Source organism: Micromonospora sp. DT231 (assembly GCF_049847025.1).
GTDB lineage: Bacteria > Actinomycetota > Actinomycetes > Mycobacteriales > Micromonosporaceae > Micromonospora.
Map to the genome: position 1 here is coordinate 1 of NZ_JBNCNO010000013.1, position 23,299 is coordinate 23,299.

Below are 23,299 nucleotides of genomic sequence, written 5' to 3' on the forward strand. Positions count from 1 at the left end.
AACCCGATCTGCTCCCGCTCCAGCGGGCTCAACCTCGACGCCATAACCACCCCAACGAAGATCACGGAAGGGTGTTGCAACCACCAGTTGAGCCCGCCTGTCGCGACAGAAAGTGCAAGATCGCGGAGCAGGGGCAGTCCGAGCCTGGCAATCACCTAGTCTTGGTGCTGGGTTTGGGGCTTTACGGGCGTTCTGTTGCAGGCCACAGCTTCGTGGTCGGCGAGGCGGCGCGGTTGACGAGCAATGGTCCCGCCTACAGCGACGGTGTTGTCCTGGATCTCAACGTGGTTGCGGTGGCGCTGCGCCGGCCAGGCACGACCTCGATCACCAACTGCCCCTCGGGCACGGTGCACGAGTCGCCCCCTTTGCTCTGCACCCCAATAGGCACCGGTCGCAGACCGTAGCCGTCGCGCCCGCGGGTGCAGAGCAAAGGATTCCCCGACCACCCCCGGACAGGCAGAGCCGGCCCCGTCGACCGGCACCCCACGTACCTCTGGCCGACCACCCTGGGTCGAAGGACAAGACCACCCGGCACAACAGCATGATCAGCGAGAGAGTGCCCATTGACGAACAACCGCTCGCCCTAACGCAACGGCGTTGACATCCTGGTTCGAGCGCGATCATCGCGGCCCGGCCCAACGCGATGGTTCGGCTGGTCAGGCCTTTCGGCGCATTTGTAGTTCGGTCAGGGCTGGGACGGTGGGGTGGGGGACGCGTACGCCCGTGTCGGTGAAGCCCAACCGTTGGTAGGCGCGGTAGGCACGGTCGTTGCCGACCACCACCTCCAGCAGCAACTCCAATCGGCCACAGGCACGGGACCAGGCGGCCACCCCGTCGATCAGCTCGCCGAGCAGTCCGCTGCCCCGCCAGGCCGGCGTGACGTAGACGGCGTAGATCACGGTGAGCCCGGGTTCGTTGTGCGAGACCGTGCCACCGGCGTGCCCGACGAGCCGGCCACCCGGGTCGGCGATGAACTGCGCGTTGCCGGGGCCGGCCGAGGTGTACGCGACCCGGGCGGCGAACTCGGTGTGCGGCCGGGCCGCCGCATCCGCCAGGGTCTCCAGGAAGGCCAACGGCGCGTCGGCGAGCATCTCCAGACGCAGTGCCCGCATCCGGGCGGCGTCCTCCGGCCGGACCCGGCGGATCTCCGCCTGCCGTAGGGACGTCGCGCCCGTATCGGTGGTCATGCCCGCATGCCTACCACAGGGCCGGCGGCCGTCACGGCCGTCCCCGCTCCCGGTGGCCCGGCGTCACGGCCCGTCCCCGTTCCCGGCGGCCCGGTGGTGCGGCGTCCGGCGGCCCGGTCCGCCCGCTGGCGCGGCGGCGGGGCTTCCGGGAGCTGTGTCGGGCAATCGCCGACATGGATCCGGTGGATCGAGAAGTCGGCCGACAGGCGCAGTCCGATCGCCCCGGAATATGCCCGATCTGCGGCCGTGCGCGGCTGTCACTCCTCGTGTAGCGTGCGATTTCGGTCACCTTTTTCAATGGTCGCCATCGATCGCTGAGGGTGGTGGCCGGTGGGCGTCCGGCCGTGCCGTGCGCCAGGTCAGGCAACGCCGCGCATAGTGAGGGAAGTGCACCGTGGCACAGGGCTCCGTGAAGTGGTTCAACGCCGAAAAGGGCTATGGATTCATTGCCGTCGACGGCGGTCAGGACGTGTTCGTTCACTTCTCCGCGATCGAGATGGACGGCTACAAGGCGCTGGACGACGGCCAGCGGGTGGAGTTCGAGATCGCCCAGGGTCAGAAGGGCCCGCAGGCCGAGCACGTACGCGTCATCGCCTGAGCTTTCCTCCTTGATCGGCTCCGCGCGTCGGGGCTGCGACACGGGCGCACAACCGGGAAGATCGTGGCCGTTCCAGCCAATGCTGAGGAGCGTTCATGACTGACCAGTGGCCCCCGCCCACCCCACCCTCCGGGCCGGGGGAGCCGGGTCCGTCCGATCCGACCGTGCCGGCTGTGCCGTCCGATTCGACCGTGCCGTCCGATCCGACTGTGCCGTCCGATCCGACTGTGCCGTCCGATCCGACCGTGCCGTCCGATCCGGCTGTGCCGTCCGATCCGACCGTGCCGTACGGCAGTTCCGGCCTGACTCCGGAGACGCCATCCGAGCTGCGGCCGGGCGTACCTCCGGTCGGCCCGCCGCCCGGCTGGGATCCGGCGCAGGGCGCCTGGGGTGCGCCGCCGCCGGGTTGGACGTTCCCGCCCACCGGCGGCTACCCGCCCGGGTCGGGTCCCTACGGTGCAGTGCCCTGGTATCCGGGGTCGCCGGTTGGCTGGTACCCGCCGGATTACGGATTCGACCCGAACGACCCCCTTGTCACTCCCCGCGGCGCCGGCCTGGCCGGCTGGTTCAACAGGTGTCTGGGAGCGTTGCGCCGCAGTTGGCGGCAGTTGGTGCCCATCATGCTGCTCACCCAGGTGTTGCCGGCGGCCGTGCTCGCGGTGATCGCCCTGGGCCTCGACCCGACCTCAAGATGGGAAGCCCAGGTCGGGGCGGACCCGAATCCCGTGCTGCCGGACACCTTCGGCGTCGATCTGGCGGGTCTCCTCGCGGTGGGGATCGGCGGCAGCCTGTTGCTCGGGCTGGTGCAGGCCATCGGGTGGGCCGCCGGCAGTTGGGTGATCACGCAGCAGGCGTCCGGTCAGCCGGGCAACCTGGAATCGGCGCTGCGGTACGGCGTCCGTCGGGCACTCGGGCTCTGGGGCTGGACCCTGTTGATCAGCTTGATCGCCGGCGTCGGTTTCTGTTGCTGCGTGCTGCCGGGTATCTATCTGACGTTCGCGCTGAGCATGGCCGGCCCGGTCTATCTCTTCGAACGCCGCGACCCCATCGGCCGGTCGTTCCGGATGTTCCACGACCGACTCGGCCTCCTGCTCGGTCGGGTGGCTCTGGTGGCCCTGGCGGTCATCGTCGTCAACGTGATCACCGGTGCCCTGGAGGGGGCGGGCACCCCCCTGTTCGGCACCGATCCCCTCAGGTCGCCGGGTACGGCCGCCGGGGTGGTGGCGGTGATCGGGGTCACCGCCGTGCTGGCGCTGCCCGCCCACCTCGCCCAGATGATCGGTCTGCTGGTGACGTACGCCGAGCAGCGAGCCCATGAGGCGCCGGTGAACACCGCTGGACTGGCCGCGGAACTCGGCTGAGCGGCGGCATCGTGCTTGCACTCGGCAGGGGAGAGTGCTAAACAAGTCATTGGCACTCGCATACCGTGAGTGCCAATGGTCGGGACGGTGGGGCCAGGTTGCACCGGCGTGGAGACGCCGGGGCGACACATGGCCGGTCGTCGCGGGCTATCCGGCCCGGCCGAAGGACGTCGTCGTCGCCAGGTGGCGACGTCCCAAGGTGCGTACACCAGGCGGCCCATCCGGGGCACACATCTCGGGTGGCCCGTGAGTGTCCAGGAGGACAACGCCGTATGGCCAAGATGATCGCGTTCGACGAAGAGGCGCGCCGCGGCCTCGAGCGGGGCATGAACCAGCTCGCCGACGCCGTAAAGGTGACCCTCGGCCCCAAGGGCCGCAACGTCGTGCTCGAGAAGAAGTGGGGTGCCCCCACCATCACCAACGATGGTGTGAGCATCGCCAAGGAGATCGAGCTCGAGGACCCGTACGAGAAGATCGGCGCTGAGCTGGTCAAGGAGGTCGCCAAGAAGACCGACGACGTTGCCGGTGACGGCACGACGACGGCGACCGTCCTGGCCCAGGCCCTGGTTCGCGAGGGCCTGCGTAACGTGGCCGCCGGCGCCAACCCGATGGCCCTGAAGCGGGGCATCGAGGCCGCGGTCGCGAGCGTCTCGGAGGAGCTGTCGAAGCTCGCCAAGGACGTCGAGACCAAGGAGCAGATCGCCTCCACCGCCTCCATCTCCGCTGGCGACAGCACCGTCGGCGAGATCATCGCCGAGGCGATGGACAAGGTCGGCAAGGAAGGCGTCATCACCGTCGAGGAGAGCAACACCTTCGGGCTGGAGCTGGAGCTCACCGAGGGTATGCGCTTCGACAAGGGCTACATCTCGGCCTACTTCATGACCGACCCGGAGCGTATGGAGGCCGTCTTCGACGACCCGTACATCCTGATCGCCAACAGCAAGATCTCGTCGGTGAAGGACCTGCTCCCGATCCTGGAGAAGGTCATGCAGTCGGGCAAGCCGCTGCTGATCATCGCCGAGGACCTGGAGGGCGAGGCCCTCGCCACCCTGGTGGTCAACAAGGTCCGTGGCACCTTCAAGTCGGTCGCCGTCAAGGCGCCGGGCTTCGGTGACCGCCGCAAGGCCATGCTGACCGACATCGCCATCCTCGCCGGTGGCCAGGTCATCAGCGAAGAGGTCGGCCTCAAGCTCGACGCCGCCAGCCTCGACATGCTGGGCCGCGCCCGCAAGGTCGTGGTGACCAAGGACGAGACCACGATCGTCGACGGTGCCGGTGACGCCGAGCAGATCCAGGGCCGGGTCAACCAGATCCGGGCCGAGATCGACAAGAGCGACTCCGACTACGACCGGGAGAAGCTGCAGGAGCGGCTGGCCAAGCTGGCCGGCGGCGTTGCGGTCATCAAGGTCGGCGCGGCCACCGAGGTCGAGCTCAAGGAGCGCAAGCACCGCATCGAGGACGCCGTTCGCAACGCGAAGGCCGCCGTCGAGGAGGGCATCGTCCCGGGTGGTGGCGTCGCGCTGGTGCAGGCCGGCAAGACCGCCTTCGACAAGCTCGACCTGGTCGGCGACGAGGCCACCGGTGCGAACATCGTCAAGGTGGCGCTGGACGCCCCGCTGCGGCAGATCGCCGTCAACGCCGGCCTCGAGGGCGGCGTCGTGGTGGAGAAGGTTCGTAACCTCGAAGCGGGTCACGGCCTCAACGCCGCCAACGGCGAGTACGTCGACCTGCTGGCCGCGGGCATCATCGACCCGGCCAAGGTGACGCGCTCGGCGCTGCAGAACGCCGCTTCCATCGCGGCGCTCTTCCTCACCACCGAGGCCGTTGTCGCGGACAAGCCGGAGAAGACCCCGGCTGCCCCGGCTGGCCCGGGTGGCGGGGACATGGACTTCTGAGTCCAGTTCCGACACCGAACGGGGCGGGCCGCTGACGCGGTCCGCCCCGTTCGTCGTCAGGTCGGCAGTGGGCGCTGGTTGCGCCGCTTCTGCGCCCGGCTGTACGGCGGAAGCAGTTGGATCGGCGCGTCCACCATCTCCCGTGGCTCCTCGATGACCGCCGACTCGTCGTCGGTGGTCATCTCGGCCAGTTGCTCGGCGTCGCCGTAGTCGAGCCGGTCGAACGGCAGTTGGCCGGGGAGTTCGCCGATCGGTTTCCAGGTGATCGGCGGGCCGTCCTCGGTCTGGTCGTCATCCGTGGTCATGGCTGCCTCCTCTACCAAAACGGTAGGGGGCGTCGATGGCCGACGCGGGCGAATGACCCAATACACTTTTTGCCCCGGTTACGCCGGCGGCAGGGCCCGCCGGTACAGGAAGAAGACCCGCTCGATCCGGGCACCCGCGCTGCCGGAGTAGAACGGCACCGGCCCCACCCAGCCGATCTCCGCCCGGGTCAGCCCCGCCGCCCGCTGGTCGGCCAGGCAGCGCCGCAACAGGACACCACCGATGCCCGACCCCTCGGCGGCCGGCGCGGTGCCCATCGGCCCGAACCAACTCGGCCGGGACGACCCGTACGCGGCGAAGCCGAGCATCTCTCCGCCCCGCTCCGCGAGGTGACAACCGGCGCCGTCCCGCCCCACCGATCCGGCCAGCTCGCCGTCCCAGGTGCCACCGAAGGTGGACCGGGCGAACGCGGTCAACGCCGGCAGGTCCGCCGGCTCCGCCCGGCGTACGGTGACGCCCTGATCGGCCAGCCGCCGCTCGGCCGCCTCGGTGGCGCGCAGTGCCGGCGACCCGTCGTACGACAGGTCCGCGGTCATGTTCCAGGCGGTCCGGTCCTGCTGGTAGCCCAGCGCGAGGGCGGCGCAGACCGCGGGGGTGTAGCGGACGTCGATGCCCGGCCACGCGTAGTACGGCGGGTTCCCGGCCAGCAGCACCTCCGTCGCCCCACGATCGGCCAGCACCCGCTCGGCCTGCCGCAGCAGTGCCCGGCCGACGCCCCGGCGACGGTGCTCCGGAAGGACGGCGACCAGGTCCACGTGCCCGGTACCCGGCTCGGTCGACGACACCGAGCAGAGCAGCACCCCGACCAGGTCCGCACCCCGGTACGCGCCCAGCCCCACCACCGGGCGGTCGGCGGCGGCGGCCCGGGGCCAGAGGACGTCCACGATTTCGGCCGCCTCGGCGGCGTCCTCGGGCAGGTCGAGGGCCCGCTCGCAGAGCCGCGCCACGGTGGTGGCCAGGTCGGGGGTCAGTTCGGTGACGGTGATCTCGGCGTCCATGGTCGCCGACCCTAGATCACCGGGCGCCGGTCCGCGTACCTCACCGCCGGGCGGCCTGAACGGCCGCGTAGGCGTCGACCTGGCCCGAGCCGGTGACGTTCGACGGGCCGCCGCAGGCGTCGGAGGGACTGTCGGAGCGGTAGGTGGGCGTCGCCTCCGTCGCGGTGTCCCGCAGGATCTGCCGGGTGCGGTCCACGTCGCCGACGAGCGCCGGGTTCGCCGACCACATCAGCGCGACCACCCCCGCCACCTGCGGGGTCGCCATCGAGGTGCCGTCCAGCGCCGCGTACGTGCCGCCCGGCATCGCCGACACCACACCCACACCGGGGGCCAACACGTCCGGCTTACCCGCAGCCCCTGGCACCGGACCGCGCGACGAGAACTCCGCGACCCGGCGTTGGTCGTCCACCGCGCCCACCGTCAGCACGTCGGCGTACGGCGCCGGCGGGTCGTCGATCGACGCGCACCACGGCCCGGTGTTGCCGGCGGCGGCGACCACGAAGATCCCGGCGGCGTCCAGCGCGGCGGTGGCCGGCCGCAGCACACCCCTGTCGCAGCCCTCGATCGGCGGGCAGCCCCACGAGTTGGTGAGCACCTGCGGGGCACGCTCCGGACGACCGTCGGTGAACGGGTCGCCCCCGGCCGGGAAGGGCGCCAGCATGAACTGGAGACAGTCCAGGTAGTGCGCGGGGCTGCCCAGGTTGCGGTCCAGGTTGACGCAGCCCACCCACTGCGCGTCCGGTGCCACCCCGATGCCGTCCCGCCCGACCGCGCTGCCCACCGTGTGGGTGCCGTGCCCGCCCTGGTCGGTCGGGCTCCGGGTGCCGTCCCACGGGTCGTACCAGGAGTCGTCGCCGCCACGGAAACCGGCGCGCAGGGCCGGATGGGTGCCGTCCACACCCGAGTCGGAGCTGCCGACCACGACGCCGGTGCCGGTCACCCCGAGCTGGGACCACACCCGGTCGGCGCCGATCTGGCGGATGTTCCACTCCGGGCCGGTGGGCTTTGGCGCACTGCCCCGGCTCTGCCCGGCCGGGGCCGGCAGCGGGCGCAGGCGCTGACTGACAAGTACCCGGGCCACCTCCGGCCGGCGGGCGAGCCGGGCCCGCACCGCCGGGCCGCCGTCCACCTCGACCGCGTTGACCAGGTAGTACGACACCGGGTCGAGTCGCAGACGGTTCAGCCCCCGCAGCAGGTCGGCCTGGCTTTGCTCGGCGGTCGTCACCAGCCGCCGGTAGACCTCCGCCGCGCGGGCGTCCCGCCCGGCCCGACCCGGCTGCCCGGCCGGCAGTCCGGTCAGGTCGGCCTGTGCGCGCAGCACCACGAACAGCCGCTCGCCGTACAGGCCGGGCTGGCCGGGGCCCAGGTCGACCACGCCGAACGCCACCAGCAGCACCACGGCCGCCACCGCCGCGACCCGACGGCTCGGGGTGCGTGCCGTCGGCCGGGCGAGCAGCACCGCGTACCCGATGGCGACCAGGACCGCGACGGCGAGCCCGACGCCGGCGGCGGCCGCCACCCAGAACGGGACGTCGCGGGTGCCGACCAGCAGCAGCGTGATCTCCTCCGGGTCGGTGAAGGCCAGCGGGCCGAGCACGGCCAGGCCCACCAGCCAGCCGGTCGCCGATCGGCCGGCGCGCGCGGCGTCGGCGGGGTCGGCGGTGGGCCGCCACGTCGCGGCCCAGAGCGCGGCCAGGGCGAAACCCGCAGGTGGCAGGGTCAGCAGTGCGGGCAACTGCGCGCCGGACTGGCCGGTACCGGCCGCGACCAGCAGCAGCGCCACCCCGGCGACCAGGCCGCCGACCACCACCAGCCGAGCCGGCCGGGGCGGTCGGCCGACCGCGAACCGGGACCAGAAGGTGGCGTCGAGCAGGGTCGCGGCCAGCACCCCGAGCGCGGCCGCCGCCAGCAGCGCGAGCGCCGTCTCCAGCAGGCCACCGAGCGCACCCAACCAGGCCCACGGCAGCAGCAGGGCCAACCCGGCGGCAATCGCGAGCAGCGGCACCGCGCCGAGCCGCCGTGACCACCTGACCGGCTCCGCGTTCCCGGTGGCCCCGGGCCGCGTGACGTCGCGGTCTCCGGTGGCCTCGGGCCGGGCCGGGTCGCGGTCTCCGGTCACTTCGGGCCGGGTGGCGTCGCGGCTTCCGGCGGTCCCGGGCCGCGCGGGGTCGCCGTCGTCGGTGGGCGCCGGGCCGCCGACAGCGCCGGCCGCTGCGGGGTACGCCGCCCGGCGCGCCGACCGGCGCACGGCGAGCGCGCCGAGCAATGCGACACCGGCCAGCGCGGCGAGGTACGCCTCGTGGTGCACCGGCGGCACGACCCGCAGCACTGTGAGCACCCCGAGGACGAGTGCGGCGGTCAGCCAGAGCCGCCCGGTGGCCCGGACCGTCGTGGAGCGGGGCAGCATGGCCAGCAGCAGGGCGGGTGTGCCCACCAGCACGACGGCGGCCAGGCCGAGCACCGGCCAGAGCCAGCCGACCCGGTCCCGCCCGAAGCCCAGCAGCAACTGGTCGGTCAGCCAGCCACCGGTCTGGGTGGCCACGGTGACCGCGACCGTCCAGCAGCCGACGAACACGGCCGCGACGACCGGCCATGGGGAACTGCGGTCGCTGACTCCGGGGTACGCGGGGTGACCGTGCATCCGAGAACCTTACGACCACGATGAACGGTTCCCGCTCCGCGTCGACGTGCCGTGCGGTGATCAAGTGATGAGAAATAGGTCTGGAGCGCCGCTGACACCTACTTTTCATCACCTGATCGAGGAGTGGGAGCGGCGGCTGGAACTGATCATCGAACCGGGCGACGGCCGGGCGGCGAATGTCGACACGGTGGCATGGCGGTTACGGTGGACGGGTGCGTGACCCCAATATCTCCCGATCCGTCGCCGGTCAGCTCTCGCCGGTCCGCCGTGCGTCCGACCTGCGGCGGCTGCGCGCCGAGCGCTTCGACGTGCTGGTCATTGGTGGCGGGGTGACCGGTGCGGGGGCCGCCCTGGACGCGGCGTCCCGGGGCCTGAAGGTGGCGCTGGTCGAGGCGCGTGACCTTGCCGCCGGCACCTCCAGCCGGTCCAGCAAACTCATCCACGGTGGCCTGCGCTACCTGGAGCAGTTGGAGTTCCACCTGGTCCACGAGGCGCTCACCGAGCGCGGGCTGCTGGCCACCCGGCTCGCGCCGCACCTGGTACGCCCGGTGCCGATCATGGTGCCGCTGCCGGCCGGGCGGGGCCTGCGGGACCTGCCGGCCCGGATCCTCCGCCGCTCGTACTACGGCGCGGGGGTGGCCGCCTACGACGCCTTCGCCGGGATCTTCGGCGGCGGCCGCGGCATGCCCCTGCACCGGCACCTCACCCGGGAGGGCGCACGGCGGATCTTCCCGAGTCTGCGGCCCGACGCGCTCGCCGGGGCGATCCGCTACTACGACGGGCAGGTCGACGACGCCCGGTTGGTGGTCACGCTGGCCCGTACCGCGGCCAGCCTCGGCGCCACGGTGGTGAGCAGCGCGCGCGCCGTCGGGCTGATCCGGCAGGCGCGTGAGGTGACCGGCGTACGCGTGCGCGACCTGGAGGCGCCGCAGGGCTCGCCGGACGCGGAGTTCGAGGTGTACGCCCGTACCGTCATCGCCGCCACCGGGGTGTGGAGCGACGACATGTCGCGGATGCTCAACGACGTGGGCCTGCGGCCCGGCGTCCGGGTGCGTGCCTCCAAGGGGGTGCACCTGGTGGTGCCCCGCTCGGCGATCACCGGCGAGACGGGGCTCATCCTGCGGACGGCGAAGTCGGTGCTCTTCGTCATCCCGTGGGGCGGGCACTGGATCATCGGCACGACGGACACCGACTGGCGGCTGGACCGGTCCCACCCGGCCGCCTCGGCCCGCGACATCGACTACCTGTTGGAGCAGGTCAACACGGTGCTGGACCGGCCGTTGACCACGGACGACATCGAGGGGGTGTACGCCGGGCTGCGCCCGTTGCTGGCCGGCGAGGCCGACTCGACCTCGAAGCTCTCCCGTGAGCACGCGGTCTTCGAGCCGATGCTCGGGCTGCTGCTGGTGGCCGGTGGCAAGTACACGACGTACCGGGTGATGGCGTCCGACGTGGTCGACCGGGCCGCCCGCCGGCTCGGCGGCACCCGCCCGTCGCGTACGGCCGATCTGCCGTTGCTCGGTGCGGACGGTTACCCGGCGATGTGGCGGGACCGGGCCGACCTGGCCCGCCGGCACGGTGTGCCGGTGGGCGTGGTGGAGCATCTGCTGGAGCGGTACGGCACCCTCACCCTGGACCTGTTGGCGCTCATCGACGCCGATCCGCTGCTCGCGTCTCCGCTGGCCGGTGCGCCGGAGTACCTGACGGCGGAGGTCGCCTACGCGGCGCGGGCCGAGGGTGCGCTGCACCTGGAGGACGTGCTGACCCGGCGGACCCGGATCTCGTTCGAGACCAGCCACCGGGGGTTGGAGTCGGCGGAGCACACCGCCGAGTTGATGGGCGCGGTGCTCGGCTGGGACGCGGCGACTCGGGCCCGGGAGGTCGAGCACTACCGCGCACGGGTGGAGGCGGAGCGGCAGTCGCAGTTGATGCCTGACGACGCGGCGGCGGACGCGGCCCGGCTCGGCGCTCCGGACGTCAGGGGTTTCGCGGCCGACCGGGGCGGCGACGATCAGGCTGAGCTACGGCCGTCCGCTAGGTGACGAATTGTAACGTTACCGATGGGTAACCATCGATACCGGCCCGGATGGTGGTTTCGAACGCTACCTACGGTGGGGTAGGTTTCCGCGCGTGCTTCTCCGCGCGCACCCTCGTCTCCTTCTACCGGTCCTCGCCGCCGTCGTCGTTGGTGCCCTGACCGGGTGCTCGCTGTTCGACCGGGAGCCGCGCGGCAATCCGGCGGCACAACCGTCCGCCTCGGCCGGTGGCGGCGCGCAGTTGGAGATCCCCACCACGGTCGCCGTCGGCCAGGTCAGCCTGATTCAGCGGCTCGGCGAGGACGGCCCACTGCGCACCCTGAGCGTCGAACGCGACGGCGCGTGGCAGTGCCTCGACTGCGCCGGTGACGGGGTCACCTCCCGGGGCACCCTCGCCCCGGAGCTGACCGAACGGCTCCAGGTGCTGTTGGCCAACCCGGCACTCGCCGACGAGACCGACCAGGCCCGGAGATACCGCAGCACCTGCATCGACGCGCTCACGTCCAGCCTGCTCACCTCGACCGGGCTGATCACCTCACAGGACTGCCCGGGTGAGGAGCGCACGCCGGTCGCCGGGGAGATCCTGCTGCTGCTCACCCAGGCGACCCCGGCCGAGGTCAAGGGCTGACGCCACACCAGCTCAGAGCACCTTGCCCGGGTTGAGCAGACCAGCCGGGTCCAGCGCCGACTTGATCGCCTGGTGTACCCGGACGCCGACCGGCCCGATCTCCCGAGCCAGCCAGTCCCGCTTGAGCAGCCCCACCCCGTGCTCGCCGGTGCAGGTGCCGCCCAGGTCCAGACCGAGGCGCATGATCTCGTCGAAGGCCCGCCGGCCCCGCTCCACGCTCACCGGGTCGGCCCGGTCGACCACGATGTTCGGGTGCATGTTGCCGTCCCCGGCGTGCCCCACCACGCCGATCGGCACCTCGCACTCCACGGCGATCCGGGCCACCCCGTCCAGCAGCGCGGCGAGCGAGCCGCGCGGCACCGCCACGTCGTCGATCACCAGACCGCCGTTGCCGCCCGGGTAGGCGTCGGCCGCGAACTTCTCCATCGCCGGGTGGGCCAGCCGCCGGGCCTGCAACAGCGCCGCGGCCTCCACCGCGTCGGTGGCCGCGTACACCTCGTCGGCGCCGGCCGCCGCGCACACCTCGGCCAGGGCGGCCAGGTCGTCGGCTGCCCGGCTGCCGGTGTCCGCGGCGGCCAGCAGCAGGGCCTGCGCGTCGGTCCGCAGCCCCATCGGCTGGTACGCCTCGATCGCCCGCAGGTGGGTCTGGTCCAGCAGTTCCAGCAGGCTGGGGGTGAGCCCACGGGCCGCGATCTCGGCCACCGCCGCGCCGGCCGCCGCAGTGGAGCCGAAGACCGCCACCAGGGTCAACGACTCGGCCGGGGCCGGTCGCAGCGCCACGGTCACCTCGGTGATCACCCCGAGGGTGCCCTCCGAGCCGACGAAGAGCCGGGTCAGGTCGTAGCCGGCCACCCCCTTGGCCGTCCGCCGGCCGGTGCGCAGCACCTCACCCGAGGCGAGCACCACCTCGAGGCCAAGCACGTACTCGGTGGTCACCCCGTACTTCACGCAGCACATGCCGCCCGCGTTCGTGGCCACGTTGCCGCCGATCGTGGACGACTCCCAGGAGCCGGGGTCGGGTGGGTACCAGAGCCCCTGCTTGGCCACCGCTCCGGCGAGCGCCGCGTTGACCACTCCCGGCTGGACCACAGCGATCCGGCTCACCGGGTCGATCTCCCGGATCTCGTCCATCGCGACGGTGCTCAACACCACCGCGCCGTCCACCGCGTTCGCCGCGCCGGCCAGCCCCGTCCGCGCGCCCTGCGGCACCACGGGTACGCCGTGTCGCGCCGCCGCCCGGACCACCGCGACCACCTGTTCGGTGCTGCGCGGACGGGTCACCACGAGCGGGGTGCCGGCCGCGCACAGGTCCGCCTCGTCCCGCTCGTGCATGCGCAGCAGGTCCGGGTCGGTGAGCACGGCGTCGGCACCGAGCGCGGCGCGGAGATCGTCCAGGAGCGTGGTGGGGGCCATGAAACCGAGGCTAGGTCGCCGGCAGCCGATCATCAACGTGATCAACTACGCGGGATAGCTTGGACGTCATGCTCTACCTGGACCGGCCGGCCTGGCCGTGGCGCGGGCGGCTCTGGTCACACCTGATCAGCGACGTCTCGTACGCCGAGCTGCACGCCTTCGCCGAGACGCTCGGCGCGCCCCGGCGCGGCTTCGACCGGGACCACTACGACATCCCCGCCGACCGGTTCGCGGCGGCGGTGTGGCTCGGCGCCCAGGTGGTGCCGAGCCGGGAGCTGGTCCGGTTGCTCCGCGCCGCCGACCTGCGCCGCCCGAAGCACCTGGTCAGCCCTCGCCCGTCGGCGGCACCGCAGCGGTGAGCGTGGCCAGTTCGCGGCGCACGTTGCCCCGGGCCGGCTCCTCCCAGCGGGCCGCCAGCGGCGGCAGCCGGAACAGCGCGGGCAGCGCCAGCAGGCCGGCCAGCACCGCCGCCCGTCCAGCCCGGAAGGCCGGCTCCGGCACGTGCGCGTACTCCCGTCGGATCGCCGTCGCGTACCTGTCGTACGCCGCCGGGGGCGCGGCCAGCACGGCGAGGTCCGCGTCGCAGAGCAGCGCGCCGTCCCGGTCGTCCGGACCCACCACGTGGCCGGCGGTGAGCAGCACCAACCGGCGTACCTCGGCCGCCGTGGCCACCGGCACCCCGAGCCCGCTGAGCACGCTCTCGGCCAGCGCGGCGCTGTCCTGTTCGTTGGCGTCACCCGTGGCCCGCGGGTCGTAGACCGCGTCGTGCCACCAGGCCGCCAGCCGGACCAGGTCGGGTCGGTCGGCCAGCTCGGCGTGCCTGTCCACCACGTCGAGCACAGCCGTCAGGTGAGCGACCGTGTGGTACTGCCGGTGCGGCTCCTGCCACCTCTCGAGCAGCAGTTCCCCGGCCCGGGTCCACCCCGCACCCGGCTTCGCACCAGCACCCCGGGCTGCCGCCCGCCACCGCTTGAGCAGATCGGCCACCGGCCGAGTCTGCCGCATCCGGGCACGGCGCGCGACGCGGAAGGATTCAGCCGGCCCGTCCCGGGTAGTCGCGCCCATGGCCGTGGCCCGGGACAAGCGACCACCAGTGGTGCGACGTACCGCGCTGCGCGACGGGCTGGTGGACGTCGACGGCGCACGGATCGCCGAGGCCACCGAGCAACTGCGCGATCGGGGCCGGGCCACCCTGCACGACCGGCTGCACCGGGTGCGGATGGCCGGCGGCCTGGCCGTGCAGGCGGGGCTGGCCGCCGGGCTGGCGTACCTGATCTCGCACAAGGTGCTCGGCAACCCGCAACCGGTCTTCGCGCCGATCTCCGCGGTCGGCACCCTCGCCGCGTCGGTAGGTCAGCGGTTCCGCCGGACCATCGAGCTGATCGTCGGGGTGGGGATCGGGGTGGCCATCGGCGACTTCCTGATCTATTTGCTCGGCACCGGGGCCTGGCAGCTCGGCCTGGTGGTCACCGTCGCGATCCTGTTCACGATCTTCGCCGGGGCGAGCGTCGCCATCGTCATCCAGGCGGCGGCCACGGCGGTGCTGATCGTGACGCTGAGCCCGTCCACCCAGAATCTGGAGATCCCGCGCTTCGTGGACGCCTTCCTCGGTGGTGGAGTCGCGCTCCTGGTGACCGCCGTGCTGCTGCCGCTGAACCCGCTCCGGGTGATCAACCGGGCCGCCCGGCCAGCGCTGGACCTGCTCGCCGCCCAGCTCGACGCCACCGCGGACGGGTTACGCGGCCGGGACCGCGCCACCGTCCAGCGGGCCCTGGACCGGCTGCGCAACAACAAGGAGGAACTGGCCACGTTGGCCGAGGCGATCGAGGGGGCGAAGGAGACCGCCACCCTCTCCCCGGCCCGCTGGCACCGCCGCAGCGAACTGATCCACTACGCGGAGGCGGCCGACCCGATCGACCGGGCGATGCGCAACACCGGCACGCTGATCCGTCGGTCCGTCACGTTGATCGAGGACGAGGAGCCGGTGCCCGATCCGATGCCGGACGCGATCGGCCACCTCGCCGAGTCGGTCCGGCTGCTCAAACACGAGTTCGCCGCCGGTGAGGAACCGGAGAAGGCCCGGGAACGGTCGTTGCGTGCCGTCAGCGAGGCCGGCCGGGCGTACGGCGCCGGCGTCGGCTTCTCCGGCAGCGTGGTCGTCGCCCAGATCCGAACCACCGCCAGCGACCTGCTGGTGGCCTCCGGGATCGAACAGGAGGAGGCGAACCGGTGGATCCGCACCGCCTTCGGGGAGCAGGAACGCCCGATGGGTGAGCCGGCCGAGCCGGGCGAGGCGCCGAAACCGCCGACCGCCCCGCCCGTCGGCTGACCGTCTACCGCGCCTCAGCCCAGCTCGGCGAGCGCGGCGAGCAACAGGTCCACCTGCTCGACGGTGCTGCCCAGGCCGATGCTGGCGCGTAACGCCGTGGGCGGCAGGTCCCGTCGGCCGGTACGCCCCGCCGCCTCGGCGAGCAGCCGCCGGGCCAGCGGGTGGGCACAGAACAACCCGTCGCGTACGCCGATCCGGTGCGCGGTCGCCAGCCGCGCGGCCACGTCGGCGGAGTCCCAGCCGGCGACCACGAACGAGACGATGCCCACCCGGGGCGCGTCCGGGCCGAAGGTGCGCAGCTCCACCACGTGCGGCAGCGCCTCGATACCGGTGCGCAGTCGCGCCAGCAGCGCCTGCTCGCGGGCGGCCAGCGCGACCCGGTCGGCCGCGCCGAGCGCCGCGCACACGGCCGCCAGCGCGACCGCGCCGAGCAGATTCGGGGTGCCACCCTCGTGTCGGGCCGGACCGCTTGCCCAGGTCACGTCGTGGGTGGCCGGGCCGACGTGGCTGGTGGCGCCCCCACCCGCCAGGTACGGCGGAGCGGCGTCCAGCCAGTCCGCCCGGCCGATCAGCACACCCGCACCGAACGGCGCGTACAGCTTGTGACCGGACACGGCCAGGTAGTCGACGTCGAGCGCGAGAAGGTCGACCGGGGCGTGCGGGGCGAGCTGCGCGGCATCGAGCACGATCCGGGCACCGTGCCGGTGTGCCACCCGGGCCAACTCGGCGACCGGCCACCGCTCACCTGTCACATTGCTCGCACCGGTCACCGCGACCAGCACCGGCAGCGCCGGGTTGCTGCCCCGGCGCAGCTCGGTGAGGGCGGCGGCGAGGTCGCGTACCGCCCCGGCGGGATCGGCGGGGACGGGCAGCCGTACCGAACCGCGTGGCCAGGGCAGCAGGTTGGCGTGGTGCTCGCCCGCGAAGGTGACCACAGTGGTGCCGGCCGGCAGCGACCGGGCCAGCAGGTTGAGCGCGTCGGTGGTGTTGCGGGTGAAGATCACGTGATCGTCGGCGCGGACGCCGAAGAAGTCACCCACCGTCTGCCGGGCCTGCTCGTACGCGAGGGTGCAGCGCCGCGACAGCGCGCCCGCGCCGCGATGCACGCTCGCGTACCAGGGCAGTAGCTCGGACACCGCGTCGGCGGCGGCCCGCGCGCACGGTGCGGTCGCCGCGTAGTCCAGGTTGATCTCACCTGGCACGCCGAGGACGTCGAGCGGCACCGACGCGGGCGCGACGGTGGGCAGGGTGGGCAGCGAGGGAACGAGGGTGACGGGCACGCCGGAACCTCCGGGGTCAGGGACCCCGGGTGCGGCATCGGGACGGGGTCCGCGCTTGCCCAGCACACCGATCGGGCTGGGCCCGGTCATCACCCGGGGCACCCCACCGCGAACTCGACGAGGGTTGCCGGCCAGCAAGCCGGGGCTGAACGCTGGCACTCGTGACCTCCCGGCAGCATAGCGGCAACCGATGCGACCGGACCAGCCGGCGGCGGATGGCTACGCTGACCGCATGGCCGACACCCCGCCCGGTACGCCCCTGCCGCCGTCGCCCGCGCCCGCGGCCCCGTCCGTCGGCCAGGCGCCCCGGATGCCGCTGCGCCGGCTCGGTTGGCGGCGGTTCCTGGCGTTGGCCGCGGTGGTGCTGCTCATCGCCGCCTGCGCGGTGTACATGGTCTTCACGCTCGGCCGGTCGCTCGGCGTCCAGGCCCTGGTGATCGGGGTGGCCGCCGCCATCCTGCCGGTGCCGGTGCTCGTCGCCTGCTTCCTCTGGCTGGACCGGTACGAACCCGAGCCGCTGAAATATCTGATCTTCTGCTTCGCCTGGGGAGCGTTCGTCTCCACCGCCGCCTCGCTCACGGTCAACGACTTCGCCGCCGGGCTGTTCGCCGACTGGGGGCTGCCCGACGCGCTCACCGGCGTGCTGGTGGCGCCGTTCATCGAGGAGCTGACCAAGGCGCTGGGCCCGATCCTGCTGCTGGTGTTCCGCCGGCGGGAGTGGTCCGGGATCACCGACGGCCTGGTCTACTGCGGGTTGTCCGCGGTCGGCTTCGCGATGGTGGAGAACATCCTCTACCTGGGCGGTCTGGGCTACGCGTCCGGAGCTGACCGGTACGGCCCGGTGACCGGCATCAACCAGGTCATCGGGATCTTCATCCTGCGGATCCTGCTGTTCGGGTTCGCCCACCCGCTCTTCACCTCGATGACAGGTGTGGGGCTCGGCATCGCGGCCCGGACGGCGGACCGCCGGGTCCGGGTTCTCGCCCCGATCGGCGGGCTGCTGCTGGCGATGATGTTGCACGGCACGTGGAACCTGCTGCCCACGCTGACCCAGGCCACCGGCGAGGCGGTGATCATGCTGTACGGCTTCCTGGGCCTGATGGTGCCTGTCTTCTTCGGCATGGTGGGTCTCGCGGTGTGGCTGCGCGCCTGGGAGGGGAGGCTCACCGAGCGGACCCTGCCGGACTACGTACGCGCCGGGTGGCTGAGCCCACCCGAGGTGGCCGCGCTGAGCAGTCTCGGCCGGCGGCACGCGGCCCGCAGTTGGGCGCGGCGGGTGGCCGGCGACGCCGGGGTGCGGGCGATGCGCGGCTACCAGTCCGCGGCCACCCGACTGGCCCTGCTGCGCGACGGCTCGCTTCGTGGCCTGGACCGCAAGCCCGCCGACCAGGAACGGACCGCGCGGGAGGAACGGGAGTTGCTGGACGCGATCGGTGCGTACCGGTCGTTCTTCGTCGGCCGCGACCCGCAGGCCCCGACGGGGATCTGGGACGGCAGCCGCTACCACCTGCGTTTCCCGGACGGCACCCAGCGTCCGGTGGACGCCCCGGACGAGCCGGTGGTGCCGATCCCGGTGGTGCTGGCCCCCGCGCCACCGCCTCCGGTGGGCTATGGCCCGCCCGGCTGGGCCGGTCCGCGCTCGGCGCCGCCGTGGCCGCCGGGTCACCCCTGACGGCAGGCGCCCCGGCCGGCGGTCTCAGGTCATCAGGGAGGTGAGGAAGTCACCGAAGCCCTGGAACATCGCCATCAGCGCGCCCCCGATGGCCTTGAAGATCTGCGCGGCGCCGTCCGGCCGGAAGGCCATGAAGTAGATCAGGAACGCGACACTGCCCCAGGTCAACAGCTTCTTCACGAATACTGGCATCGTCCCTCCCCAGGGCCACGGTCGCCGGATGGCTTCCCGTCGTGCGGCTGGGCAAACGATGCGCGGGGCGGCGTGGTGGCCGGGGGAGGTGCGTCAGAGGTAGAGGCCGGTGGGGTCGTTCTCGATCCGCTCGGCGGCCACCGCGTGCACGTCGCGTTCCCGCAGCAGCACGTACCCGCGGCCGTGCAGCTCGACCTCGGAGCGGTCGTCCGGGTCGAAGAGCACCCGGTCGCCGGAGACGATGGCGCGCACGTTCGGCCCCACCCCTACCGCCGTGGCCCAGGCGAGGCGCTTGCCGACCTGGGCGGTCGCCGGGATGACGATGCCGGCGGTGGAGCGGCGTTCGCCCTCGCTGCCCTCCATCCGCACCAGCACGCGATCGTGCAGCAGGCGAATCGGCAGGCCGGCGTCCAGATCATTGTCGGCGGTCACGCCGCAGACGCTACCGTGTGGCCGACGGCGGGTCCGCCGGTGGTTACGCCGGTGGTGGTCTGGGCATTGTGTGGCGGAACTGCCCTACGGTGTCCGGGACGGACGTATGCTCTCCGACCTGTCGCCGTTGGCGGGCCGGTTTCACTGCCAGGAGGTGCGCTTGAGCCGCTTCGAGCGGGTACGCGGGCGGCTTCGTCGCGCCTACCAGGCACGACAGGAGTCGGCCCCCGCCGACGAGGGCATTTCGGCCAACGAGTTGGATGACGTGTCGGACGCCGCCCGGGTGGCGTCGCCGGCCGTGCCGGGGCCGACCGCACCGCCGAGCGCCTCGGTCTACGGCGCGGAACCTCCGGTGGACCTGCACAGCTCGACCTCCAGCCGGGACGACGCCGACGTCCCGCACGGACTGCGGATCGCCGCCGCCTGGTGCTGGCGGCTGATCGTGATCGGTGTGGTGGCCTGGGCGCTGGTCAGGGTCGTCAGCACCGTCAAGATCGTGATCATTCCGCTGGCCATCGCGCTGCTGCTCTCCGCGCTGCTCGCGCCGGCGGTGGGCTGGCTGCTGCGGGCTCGACTGCCCCGGTCGCTGGCGACGGCGGTGGTGCTGGTCGGCGGTCTCGTCGCGGTGATCGGCACGCTGACGCTCGTGGTCAACGAGTTCATCCGAGGTGTGCCGGAGCTGAGCGAGAAGTCCTCGGAGGGCGTCCGGCAGATCCAGAACTGGCTCAAGACAGGTCCGCTGCACCTCTCCGACACCCAGCTCGACCGCTACATCGACGAGGCGCAGAGCTGGATCAACAACAACACCTCACGGTTCACGAGCGGTGCCCTGAGCACCGCCGCCACGCTTGCCGAGGTGCTGACCGGCACGCTCCTGGTGCTCTTCGCGACGTTCTTCTTCCTGCGCGACGGCAACCGGATCTGGCGCTTCGTGGTCCGGCTGTTGCCGGTGGCCGCCCGGTGGAAGGTCGACGACGCGGGCCGCGCCTCCTGGCAGACGCTCGTCGCCTACGTACGCGCCACGGTCCTGGTGGCCTTCATCGACGCGGTGGGCATCGGCATCTTCCTGGTCATCTTCGACATCCCGTTCGCCTTCCCGCTCGCCGCGCTCGTCTTCCTGGGCGCGTTCATCCCGATCGTCGGCGCGGCGCTCTCCGGTGGCGTGGCGGTGCTGGTGGCACTCGTCGACAGCGGCCCGGGTATCGCGTTGATCATCCTCGGAGCAGTGATCCTCGTGCAGCAGGTGGAGGGCCACATCCTCCAGCCGCTGATCATGGGACGAGCGGTCGCTCTGCACCCGCTCGCGGTGATCATCGGCATCGCCGCCGGTGTCGTCCTCGCCGGCATCACCGGAGCGCTTGTCTCCGTGCCGCTCATCGCGGTGCTGAACACCGCGGTGCGCCGGCTCGCCGCCCGGAGGGTCCCGGACACCCCGCCCGACGCCGTGGTCGTCGCCGCCCAGGCACCCTGACCCGCGCCAGGACGCGTCAGGACTTGGCGAGGCGTTGCAGGGCGCCGCGGGCCACCTCGGGGCGGGTCGTGTACCAGAACGGCGGCAGTGAGCGGCGCAGGAACGGCCCATAGCCACGGGCCGTCTCCAGCCGGGAGTCGAGCACCGCGACCACACCCCGGTCGCCGGTCGCCCGGATCAGCCGGCCCACGCCCTGGGCCAGTCGTACCGCCGCGATCGGCACACTGACCGCGGAGAAGCCGGAACCGCCGCCGGCGTCCACGGCCGCGGCACGGGCCGCCGCCAACGGCTCGTCCGGGCGCGGGAAGGGCAGCCGGTCGATGACGACGAGCTGGCAGGCGTCACCCGGCACGTCCACGCCCTGCCAGAGCGACATCACGCCGAACAGGCAGCTCGCCCGCTCCTCGCGGAAGCGGCGGACCAGCAGCGGCAGCGCCTCCTCACCCTGCAACAACACCGGCAGGTCGGTCCGCGCGCGCACCAGCTCCGCCGCCTGCTGCGCGGCCCGCCGAGAGGAGAAAAGCCCGAGGGTACGACCACCGAGCGCCTCGACCAGCGCGAGCAACTCCTCTCCGGCGGCGTCGGGCAGCCCGGAGACACTGGGGCGGGGCAGGTGCGCGGCGACGTACAGGATGCCCTGCCGGGCGTAGTCGAACGGCGAACCGACGTCGAGTGAGCGCCAACCGGGGCCCTCGGTGGCCGGTACGACGGCGTTCGGGGCGGCGTCGCCGGCGAGCCGACGGCCGGGGGACTCGGCGACCGGGCGACCCGGGCCGGTGCGGGCAGCCTGTGCGGCCGCGGCGGGGGTCGGCGGTGCGGGCGGCGGCGCGTCCAACCCGAGGGCGCGGGCGACCGTGTCGAACCGACCGCCCAACGCCAGCGTCGCCGAGGTGGCGACGACCGTGCGTTCGTCGTACAGGTGGGTGGCGAGGGTGCCGGCCACCGACAGCGGCGCGACCACGAGCGCCCGGCGGCTGCCGCTGTCGTTCTTCTCCACCCAGGCCACGTCGTGGTCGGCCTCCTCCAGCAGCCGCTGGGCAGTCGTGGAGAGCTCGTCCAGGGCGGCCTTGGCCTGCTGCTTGCGGACCGGGTCGGGATCGTCGGACTTGACGTCGCCGATGGCGTCCAGGGCGGCGCGGGTCGCCGCGTCGAGCAGCGTGCACGCCTCCCGCAGCGGCGTCGGCAACCCGGCGGTGATCCGCCCGGCCGGAGCCTCGGCCAGCCCGACCGCGAGCGCGTCGCCGGCGGCGGTGAGCGCCTCGGCGGTCTCCGGCCGCAGCAGCGTACGGGCCCGCCGGGTGGTCCGGTCGATCAGCTCCGGCACCAGCTCCGCCTGAGCGGCGGAGGAGACCCGGTCGGCCAGCTCGTGCGCCTCGTCGACGATGAGCAGCTTGTGCGGCGGCACGATGTGCCGGTCGGCGAGCATGTCGACCGCGAGCAGGCTGTGGTTCGTCACCACGATGTCGGCCTCCCGGGCGCGGGCCCGCGACGCCTCGGCGAAGCACTCCTGCCCGAACGGGCAGCGGGTCGCCCCGACGCACTCCCGGGCCGGCATCGACACCAGCCGCCAGGCCTGGTCGTCGACGCCCGGGTCCAGCTCGTCCCGGTCGCCGGTGGCGGTCCGCTCGGCCCAGTCGCGCAGCCGCTCGACCTGCTTGCCCAACCGGCCCGCCTCACCGAGCCACTTCGTGCCGCCCCCGGGACGGACCGCGGGGGCGTCGAAGAGGGTGTCCTCCGGCTCCTCCTCGGTGGAGTTGTCCAGTCGGGCGAGGCAGAGATAGTGGTGGCGACCCTTGAGCACCGCGAAGGTGGGCCGACGGCCGAGCACCGGCTCGACCGCGTCGGCCAGCCGGGGCAGGTCGTGGTCGACGAGCTGCGACTGCAACGCCAGGGTGGCGGTGGAGACCACCACCGGGCCGTCCACGGTGAGCGCCGGCGCGAGGTAGGCGAGCGACTTGCCGGTGCCGGTGCCCGCCTGCACGAGCAGGTGCTCGCCGCCGGCGACGCACTCCTCGATCGCCGTGGTCATCTGCAGCTGGCCGGGGCGTTCCGCGCCGCCGGGCACCGCGCCGACCGCCGCCGCCAGCAGCTCCGTGCCGCTGGGCCGGGCACCCCGCCGCCGGCCCTTGGCGCGGGCCGACGGAGTGGCGGAACCGGTGGTGGTGCGGGGCGGAGTCACCGTGCGACGGTACCCGGCGCGGCCGACACCGGCCGTGCCCCTCCGCCGCGTGGCGCGCTGCCGGCCACGCCTGTCGTCGCGGCCGCGCCGCCCGGTTACCGCCACGCTACGACGGGTGGGCAGTATCGGTTAGGGTGCGAATCATGCCGAGCGACATGGTCCGAGTGATCTACCGCAAGTACGACGGCAGCGCCCACCGCGACTACCCGGCCCGCCGGCTCACCGAGGACGACCTCGGCATCTGGCTCGGCGTGCCCCAGGGCACCGAGTCGGTCTACCACGGCCGCCCGTCGGTGGAGAAGATCCCCTTCGTTCTGCTGGTGCCACACCGTGCCTGGTGGACGGCCATGTTCAACCCCCCGCCGCGCACCAGCGAGGTCTACTGCGACATCACCACCCCGGCCCGCTGGGAGTCCGACGATACGGTCCACCTGATCGACCTGGACCTGGACGTCGTTCGGCGTCGCGCCACCGGCCTGGTGGAGCTGCTCGACGAGGACGAGTTCGCCGAGCACCGGGCCCGGTTCGGCTACCCGGACGACGTGGTGGTCGAGGCCGAGGCCGCCGCCCAGCGACTGTTCGGAGCGCTCGGCGACGGCACCGAGCCGTTCGCCACCTCGTACCGCAAGTGGTTGGGCCTGGTGGTCTGACTCCGCGCCGGCC

General features: G+C 72.9%; 20 protein-coding genes and 1 riboswitch. Of the genes, 10 read left to right on the forward strand and 10 right to left on the reverse strand.

Going from position 1 to position 23,299, the window contains the following annotated elements; all coding sequences use genetic code 11:
• Window positions 1-656 precede the first annotated feature (656 nt).
• A complete protein-coding gene (locus ACPXBU_RS27125; RefSeq protein ID WP_425760226.1) occupies window positions 657-1,187 on the reverse strand; it encodes a GNAT family N-acetyltransferase in 531 nt (176 codons plus the stop codon).
• Between the two features lie 394 nt (window positions 1,188-1,581).
• On the opposite strand from ACPXBU_RS27125, the gene ACPXBU_RS27130 reads away from it, so the two are divergent.
• The 3 genes from ACPXBU_RS27130 (at window position 1,582) to groL (ending at window position 5,041) form a co-directional block, all read left to right on the forward strand.
• Window positions 1,582-1,785, forward strand: a complete 204-nt coding sequence (locus tag ACPXBU_RS27130; RefSeq protein WP_088950422.1) for a cold-shock protein — start codon at window positions 1,582-1,584, stop codon at window positions 1,783-1,785.
• Window positions 1,786-2,048: 263 nt separating this feature from the next.
• A complete protein-coding gene (locus tag ACPXBU_RS27135; protein WP_425760228.1) occupies window positions 2,049-3,146 on the forward strand; it encodes a hypothetical protein in 1,098 nt (365 codons plus the stop codon).
• Between the two features lie 272 nt (window positions 3,147-3,418).
• Window positions 3,419-5,041 carry a chaperonin GroEL gene (gene groL, locus ACPXBU_RS27140; RefSeq protein WP_030490078.1) on the forward strand — a complete coding sequence of 541 codons (1,623 nt, stop codon included), beginning with the start codon at window positions 3,419-3,421 and terminating at the stop codon, window positions 5,039-5,041.
• 56 nt (window positions 5,042-5,097) lie between these two features.
• On the opposite strand, the gene ACPXBU_RS27145 is transcribed toward groL, so the two are convergent.
• The 3 genes from ACPXBU_RS27145 to ACPXBU_RS27155 form a co-directional block, all read right to left on the reverse strand.
• Window positions 5,098-5,346: a hypothetical protein gene (locus ACPXBU_RS27145; protein ID WP_425760229.1), complete on the reverse strand. Its 249-nt coding sequence runs from the start codon at window positions 5,344-5,346 to the stop codon at window positions 5,098-5,100.
• Window positions 5,347-5,424: 78 nt separating this feature from the next.
• Complete coding sequence (locus ACPXBU_RS27150) at window positions 5,425-6,363, reverse strand: GNAT family N-acetyltransferase (RefSeq protein ID WP_425760231.1); 939 nt, start codon at window positions 6,361-6,363, stop codon at window positions 5,425-5,427.
• A 40-nt stretch (window positions 6,364-6,403) separates the two neighbouring features.
• The gene (locus ACPXBU_RS27155; protein WP_425760232.1) at window positions 6,404-9,004 is read right to left on the reverse strand and encodes a S8 family serine peptidase; all 2,601 of its coding nucleotides are present in this window, start codon (window positions 9,002-9,004) and stop codon (window positions 6,404-6,406) included.
• 227 nt (window positions 9,005-9,231) lie between these two features.
• Between ACPXBU_RS27155 and ACPXBU_RS27160 the strand changes: the two genes are divergently transcribed.
• Both ACPXBU_RS27160 and ACPXBU_RS27165 read left to right on the forward strand, forming a co-directional pair.
• Complete coding sequence (locus tag ACPXBU_RS27160) at window positions 9,232-11,046, forward strand: glycerol-3-phosphate dehydrogenase/oxidase (protein ID WP_393370451.1); 1,815 nt, start codon at window positions 9,232-9,234, stop codon at window positions 11,044-11,046.
• Between the two features lie 88 nt (window positions 11,047-11,134).
• Entirely contained in the window at window positions 11,135-11,668 is a 534-nt protein-coding gene (locus ACPXBU_RS27165) for a hypothetical protein (RefSeq protein ID WP_393369731.1), read from the forward strand.
• Between the two features lie 12 nt (window positions 11,669-11,680).
• On the opposite strand, the gene ACPXBU_RS27170 is transcribed toward ACPXBU_RS27165, so the two are convergent.
• Window positions 11,681-13,081 (reverse strand): FAD-binding oxidoreductase, encoded by a 1,401-nt coding sequence (locus tag ACPXBU_RS27170; protein WP_393369734.1) that lies wholly within the window; start codon window positions 13,079-13,081, stop codon window positions 11,681-11,683.
• 68 nt (window positions 13,082-13,149) lie between these two features.
• Between ACPXBU_RS27170 and ACPXBU_RS27175 the strand changes: the two genes are divergently transcribed.
• Window positions 13,150-13,440, forward strand: a complete 291-nt coding sequence (locus ACPXBU_RS27175) for a DUF4031 domain-containing protein (RefSeq protein ID WP_357570832.1) — start codon at window positions 13,150-13,152, stop codon at window positions 13,438-13,440.
• Here ACPXBU_RS27175 and ACPXBU_RS27180 read toward each other — a convergent pair.
• Window positions 13,406-14,068, reverse strand: a complete 663-nt coding sequence (locus ACPXBU_RS27180; RefSeq protein WP_393369737.1) for an HD domain-containing protein — start codon at window positions 14,066-14,068, stop codon at window positions 13,406-13,408. The genes ACPXBU_RS27175 and ACPXBU_RS27180 overlap by 35 nt on opposite strands.
• A 139-nt stretch (window positions 14,069-14,207) precedes the next feature.
• Here ACPXBU_RS27180 and ACPXBU_RS27185 point away from each other — a divergent pair, with 139 nt between their 5' ends.
• Window positions 14,208-15,410: an FUSC family protein gene (locus ACPXBU_RS27185; RefSeq protein WP_425760395.1), complete on the forward strand. Its 1,203-nt coding sequence runs from the start codon at window positions 14,208-14,210 to the stop codon at window positions 15,408-15,410.
• 14 nt (window positions 15,411-15,424) lie between these two features.
• On the opposite strand, the gene ACPXBU_RS27190 is transcribed toward ACPXBU_RS27185, so the two are convergent.
• A complete protein-coding gene (locus tag ACPXBU_RS27190) occupies window positions 15,425-16,690 on the reverse strand; it encodes an aminotransferase class V-fold PLP-dependent enzyme (RefSeq protein ID WP_425760233.1) in 1,266 nt (421 codons plus the stop codon).
• A 46-nt stretch (window positions 16,691-16,736) separates the two neighbouring features.
• Window positions 16,737-16,857: riboswitch (SAM riboswitch) on the reverse strand.
• A gap of 23 nt (window positions 16,858-16,880) precedes the next feature.
• Here ACPXBU_RS27190 and ACPXBU_RS27195 point away from each other — a divergent pair.
• On the forward strand, window positions 16,881-18,362 hold the full coding sequence (locus ACPXBU_RS27195) for a PrsW family intramembrane metalloprotease (protein WP_393369742.1): 1,482 nt from the start codon (window positions 16,881-16,883) through the stop codon (window positions 18,360-18,362).
• Between the two features lie 24 nt (window positions 18,363-18,386).
• Here ACPXBU_RS27195 and ACPXBU_RS27200 read toward each other — a convergent pair whose 3' ends face one another.
• Window positions 18,387-18,554, reverse strand: a complete 168-nt coding sequence (locus tag ACPXBU_RS27200) for a hypothetical protein (RefSeq protein ID WP_357253742.1) — start codon at window positions 18,552-18,554, stop codon at window positions 18,387-18,389.
• Between the two features lie 93 nt (window positions 18,555-18,647).
• Window positions 18,648-18,986 carry a GroES family chaperonin gene (locus ACPXBU_RS27205; RefSeq protein ID WP_355027574.1) on the reverse strand — a complete coding sequence of 113 codons (339 nt, stop codon included), beginning with the start codon at window positions 18,984-18,986 and terminating at the stop codon, window positions 18,648-18,650.
• Window positions 18,987-19,092: 106 nt separating this feature from the next.
• Between ACPXBU_RS27205 and ACPXBU_RS27210 the strand changes: the two genes are divergently transcribed.
• Window positions 19,093-20,457 (forward strand): AI-2E family transporter, encoded by a 1,365-nt coding sequence (locus ACPXBU_RS27210; protein ID WP_425760234.1) that lies wholly within the window; start codon window positions 19,093-19,095, stop codon window positions 20,455-20,457.
• Between the two features lie 16 nt (window positions 20,458-20,473).
• Here ACPXBU_RS27210 and ACPXBU_RS27215 read toward each other — a convergent pair whose 3' ends face one another.
• Entirely contained in the window at window positions 20,474-22,636 is a 2,163-nt protein-coding gene (locus ACPXBU_RS27215; protein ID WP_425760235.1) for an ATP-dependent DNA helicase, read from the reverse strand.
• A gap of 143 nt (window positions 22,637-22,779) precedes the next feature.
• Between ACPXBU_RS27215 and ACPXBU_RS27220 the strand changes: the two genes are divergently transcribed.
• The gene (locus tag ACPXBU_RS27220; RefSeq protein WP_393369750.1) at window positions 22,780-23,286 is read left to right on the forward strand and encodes a DUF402 domain-containing protein; all 507 of its coding nucleotides are present in this window, start codon (window positions 22,780-22,782) and stop codon (window positions 23,284-23,286) included.
• Window positions 23,287-23,299: the final 13 nt, after the last annotated feature.